We start from the raw sequence: 4,855 nt of genomic DNA on the forward strand, positions 1-4,855 counted from the left end.
CGTTCTCATCCTCGTAAATGATCGCGGGTTTTGCGGGCTTCATCACACTAAATTTAGTATTTTCGCCGAGCATCTCGCGCGCTAGAGCGATCTTTGCGCCGCGCGCGCTTACAAGCCCCGCGTCGATGAGGGCCTTGGCTTCGTTGTGCGAGATGTTTTCCTGCGCCGCCAGCAGCTTGTAGGCTTTTTCTTGCATTAAATTCTTTCCTTAATTAAATTTTCTATCTCTTGCAGATCGCAAATTTTATCTATCCGCGTGCTCTTTAGCGGCTCTTTTAAAGCGCTTGAAATTTCATTCGCGTCGCATAGAGCGATGTTTTGTACGAGCGCGTACAGCGCCTTTTGATTATGAAAAAATCGCCCACTGATGATCGGCACGCCGAAGCTCGCCGCCTCGATCGGGCTATGTCCGCCGATATTGCGCAAAAAACTACCGCCCAAGATCACGACGTTTGAAATTTTATAAAAGTTCGCTAGCTCTCCGAAGGCATCGAGCAAGATAAAATCGCTCCCAAGCCCAGCGCCGTCGCTAAACCGCTCAAAGCTAAGCCCATGTTCGCGCGCCCAAATCTCACAAATTTCACGTACCTTTTCAAAGCGCTCCGGATGTCTCGGCGCCAGGATGATTTTTAGCTTTTGCGGCACGGCAGTCGAAGATGTCGTATTCGGTGCGGTAGAATTTAAAGACGCGCCGTTTAAAGGTGCCGTATTCGGCACGGCGGACGAAGCGTCGTTTGAAGTCGCCGCATCCAAAAAAGCTGCGTTTAAATTTACAGGCTCAGTCGAGCTCGTCTCGCCGCGAAGCTCAGCCGCAGGCAAGCTCTTATCGCCATGAGAGCCCGTTGTGCGCGGGTATTTTTCAAGAGCACTCTGCGAGCCGTGAAATTTTATAAAATCGTTTAAATTTGATAAAACGAGCTCCTCTTCGCCCTCGTGAGTATTTGAGATCGTAAGCACGAAGCTATTTGCGGCCGCGGCGGAATAATCCTTCGCCGCAACGGCGATATTCGCGCTTTTTATGTTGCCTGCGACCTTTATATTTTTTGCGCCGAGCTCCCGCAGCCGCGCCGCATCAAGCTCGCTTTGCGCAAGCACCAGGTCGATATTTTCAAACGCTTTGCGATAATAAAGCTTAAAACGTAGATAGCTCGCGTACGAGCGATCGCTAATGCGCGCGTTTAGCAGGATTACGTAGCTTCCGCGCGCTTTGGCGGAACGGATCAAATTTAGCCACAGCTCCGCTTCAAAAATCACCAGCACGCGGCTGCTCGTAAGCCAAAACGGAAGCCAGTTTTCAAACGGCAGGTAGCGAGAGTTCGGCGTAAGCGCGCGCGCAGCACTGAAGCCCGTCTGCGTGGTCGTGCTAAGCGCGACATCGTCAAATTTAGAAATTAGCGGCGCAAGAGCGTTTACCTCGCCCAAGCTGCAAGCGTGAAAGTGCACCGCAGCGGGGCTAAATTTAGGGTTTTTGTATAGAAAAAATCGCGCCTTCAAGCTCGTGCGGTATTTTTTTTTAAAGCTTAGGATAAAAATAAAAGGCGCAGCGACGAGCCACGCCAAAAACGCCAAGGCGGTGTAGATCACTCGGCTTCTTTATATAAAATTCTACCGCAATACGGGCAGGTTACGATGTCGTCGCTTTTAATGACCGCAGAATAGGTCTTGTCGCTTATACGCATAAAGCAGCCGTAGCAGGCCTGTTTGCGCACCGGCGAGACCGCCGTATTGCCCGCCCACTTGCGGATCTTTTCGTAGAATGAAACTGTTTTTGGATTCATCGCCTGCATTAGCTTATCGCGCTTGGCATAGATCGCGCCGCGTGCGACCTCGACCTCGCCCATCTCGGCGCTTACCTGCTCCCGCAAGCTTTTTAACTCGGCTTCAAACGCCTCTTGCTTTTCACTCTGCTCTTTTACGAGCGCTTCCTTTGCGGCTACGATCTTTTCCAGCCTTTCGATCTCCTCGTTTGTGGCTTCGAGCTGTTCTTTTGCGATGTCCTCTTCGACGCTAAGGGCCTTGATCTCCTTTTCGGTTTTTGCTGCGCCGCTTTTTTTGCCAGTGCTTTTTAGCTTGGACGAAAAGGCGCTAAGCTGCGCGTTTGCTTGTAGAATTTGAGATTTTAGCTCGGCGATCTCCGCATTTAGAGTTTCGATCTGTTCTTTTGCGCCTGAAATTTCGCCACTTTTTTTGCCCAATTTCTCTTGTGCAGCCTCGATTTTAGGCTTAAACTCGTCCAGCTGCTTATCGAATTCGCAAAGCTCTACCAATTGGCTTAAATATTTGTTCATCTTTTTCCTTTAATAATACGTAAATGGATTTTTTTGCTCGCTTATTATAACTTCAATTTCGCTTTTTTGCAAGAAAGGTGCGAGCGCGCGCCCAAAATAGCGCTCACTTTCAAAATGATTTATGTCGATCAAACTCACGCCGTTTTCTAAATTTTGAAGCGCCGTGTGATATTTTATATCGCCCGTGATGAAGCAATCCACGCTCAAGTTTTGATTCAGTTCGCTTCCGCTGCCGGTGCAAAGCGCGATATTTCGGATAAAATTTTTCGTCTTTACGGCGCGTAGATGCTCAATGCCAAGCTTGCGTTTTATATCCGCGCACAGAGCCTCAAAGCTCAAATCCGCGCGCATGAAAACCAAAAATTCCCGCTCATCCGTAATTTCAAATTTTAAAATTTCACGCGCTACGAACCCGTTTAAAACGTGCTTGTCAAAGTTCGTATGCATCGCGATGAGAGAGATATTTTTGCGGATCATCTCATAGATCAAATTTGCAGGATATAGCCGCGGATCAAGCGATTTTAGCGGACTGAAAATCAGAGGGTGGTGTACCACGAAAAGCGAGCCCGCCTCCGCCTCGCGCACCAGCTCGCTAGTAACGTCGAGGCTTAGATAGATTTTTGAAATTTCATCATCCAAGTTTCCAAGCATTAGCCTGCTATTATCCCACGCCTCCGCGTCGCAAAAGGGCGCGACGGCATTTAAAATTTCATAAATTTCGCCCGTTTTCATAAATCCTACTCTGCGCTTTTATCTGTTTTATTTGCGGAATTTTGCTTGCCGCAAGCGTTTTTTAAATTTGCGCCTACGGAGTTTGCGTTTGCCGCGCCGCCGTCTTTGCCGCCTTTTTTATCACAGCATACCGTGCCGCAAAGATCGGCGACATATTTTTGCGGATCTGCGTAGCAAAGCGCGCAGTTTTTGGCAAGATCGCGGATCTTTAAAATATAATCCTGCCTCTGCGTGACCGAGATCGCTCCGCGCGCGTCAAGGACGTTGAACGTGTGTGCCGCGAGCATGCAGTAATCATACGCAGGAAGCGCCAGGCCGTGCTTTAGGATACTTTTGCACTCGCCGAAACAGTTTTCAAATTGATTAAAAAGCATCGCGGTGTCCGCAAGCTCGAAGTTGTATTTGCTAAACTCGAACTCGCCCCTTTTATGCACGTCGCCGTAGGTTACTAGCCCCGCCTTGTCGTCCCAGACGATGTCGTAAACGTCGTCTTTGTTTTGCAGATACATCGCCAAGCGCTCAAGCCCGTAGGTGATCTCGCCGCTTATGAGCTCGCACGTGATGCCGCCTACCTGCTGAAAATATGTAAACTGCGTCACCTCCATGCCGTCCAGCCAAACCTCCCAGCCAAGCCCCCAAGCTCCAAGCGTCGGGCTCTCCCAGTTGTCTTCTACGAAGCGGATATCGTGGCTTTTAAGATCGAGCCCGAGCTTTTCCAGGCTTTTTAGATAGAGCTCTTGGATATTGTCCGGGCTTGGTTTTAAGATCACCTGAAACTGATAATACGCGCCCAAGCGGTTTGGGTTTTCGCCGTAGCGCCCGTCTGTGGGGCGACGCGAGGGTGCTACGTATGCAGCGCGCCAAGGTTTACTTCCAAGGCTGCGCAAAAAGGTAGCCTGATGATAGGTGCCCGCGCCCGCGGGCATATCGTAGGGCTGAACGAGCAAGCAGCCCTGCTCGTGCCAGTAGTTTTGAAGCGTCAAAATAATCTGTGAAAACGTCATTTTTATCCTTTTATCGATATGTAAATTTAAATTCTATCTTCCGAGTGCTTTTCAAAGCCCGTCTCAAAGGCTCTTCGCGGCTCTTAAATTTTTCAAATTTCAGCCGAGCATTCGCCTACTCTCGTAGGCTCGTTCGCAAAATCAAAAACCGCGTAATCGCCCGCTTCGATACGTAATTTATCGCCGGTTTCATCGCGCTCATTTTTACGGCACTGCTTCGCGGATTTGCAAGCTTCGTCGTGGCTTTCTTTATGGTGCTGCTCCTTCGAGCAAGTGCCTATTAGCGCGGAGTATTCGCCCTGTGCGCCGTTTTCGTAGTCGTAATACGCAGCATAAATTTCGTTTTTCTCGGCGCTGCTTCTGCTAGCGTTAAATTTTAAAAACTCGCCCCACAAATTTGCGATCGCCCCTCGCCCGCTAATCTCATCCGCGTTATTCGTGCGAGTCTTTAGCCCACAAATTTCAAAGCCTTCGCTCAATTTTAAAATTTTCATAGATTAATCTTCAAGCAGCACTTCGATCTGCTCGGAGTCCTTTTTCAGAGCCTCCGCTTTTGCCGCGCGATCCGCCTTTAGCTTCGAGCTTAGCACCTCGTCGTTTAGAGCTAAAATTTGCACCGCCAGATACGCCGCGTTTTTTGCGCCCGCCTTGCCGATCGCAAGCGTCGCGACGGGGATACCCGCAGGCATCTGCACGGTCGAATACAGCGCATCTACGCCGCTAAGCGCGCTGCCGCCGAGCGGGACGCCCAGCACCGGCTTGGTCGTATTCGCAGCGACCGCGCCCGCAAGATGCGCCGCCATGCCCGCCGCGCAGATGAAAACCTGCGCG

General features: G+C 50.1%; 5 protein-coding genes and 2 pseudogenes. All 7 read right to left on the reverse strand.

Annotation, left to right across the window (positions count from 1 at the left end; all coding sequences use genetic code 11):
* Positions 1-196, reverse strand: a pseudogene (locus tag Q0095_RS04975) (RNA pseudouridine synthase); the annotation flags it as partial.
* Positions 196-1,584, reverse strand: coding sequence for a 3-deoxy-D-manno-octulosonic acid transferase (locus tag Q0095_RS04980; protein WP_297881926.1), 1,389 nt, complete (start codon positions 1,582-1,584; stop codon positions 196-198). The gene Q0095_RS04980 and the pseudogene Q0095_RS04975, both read right to left, overlap by 1 nt.
* Positions 1,581-2,288 carry a zinc ribbon domain-containing protein gene (locus Q0095_RS04985; RefSeq protein ID WP_297881928.1) on the reverse strand — a complete coding sequence of 236 codons (708 nt, stop codon included), beginning with the start codon at positions 2,286-2,288 and terminating at the stop codon, positions 1,581-1,583. Before Q0095_RS04985 ends, Q0095_RS04980 begins: the two co-directional genes overlap by 4 nt.
* Before the next feature lie 9 nt (positions 2,289-2,297).
* On the reverse strand, positions 2,298-3,020 hold the full coding sequence (locus Q0095_RS04990; protein ID WP_297881930.1) for a Nif3-like dinuclear metal center hexameric protein: 723 nt from the start codon (positions 3,018-3,020) through the stop codon (positions 2,298-2,300).
* A gap of 167 nt (positions 3,021-3,187) precedes the next feature.
* A pseudogene (gene glyQ / locus Q0095_RS04995) lies at positions 3,188-4,024 on the reverse strand (glycine--tRNA ligase subunit alpha); the annotation flags it as partial.
* Between the two features lie 92 nt (positions 4,025-4,116).
* A complete protein-coding gene (locus Q0095_RS05000; RefSeq protein WP_297881932.1) occupies positions 4,117-4,518 on the reverse strand; it encodes a GyrI-like domain-containing protein in 402 nt (133 codons plus the stop codon).
* A gap of 3 nt (positions 4,519-4,521) precedes the next feature.
* The coding region (locus tag Q0095_RS05005) for an AIR carboxylase family protein (RefSeq protein ID WP_297881934.1) at positions 4,522-4,855 on the reverse strand (334 nt) is incomplete at its 5' end.

Origin of the sequence: uncultured Campylobacter sp. (assembly GCF_938045535.1) — a bacterium.
In the GTDB taxonomy this organism is placed as follows: Bacteria; Campylobacterota; Campylobacteria; order Campylobacterales; family Campylobacteraceae; genus Campylobacter_B.

Excerpts from the sequence above, each read along its gene's own strand:
- Q0095_RS04985 (WP_297881928.1), bottom strand. The coding sequence starts at position 2,288 with ATGAACAAATATTTAAGCCAATTGGTAGAGCTTTGCGAATTCGATAAG.
- Q0095_RS04990 (WP_297881930.1), bottom strand. The coding sequence starts at position 3,020 with ATGAAAACGGGCGAAATTTATGAAATTTTAAATGCCGTCGCGCCCTTT.
- Q0095_RS05000 (WP_297881932.1), bottom strand. The coding sequence starts at position 4,518 with ATGAAAATTTTAAAATTGAGCGAAGGCTTTGAAATTTGTGGGCTAAAG.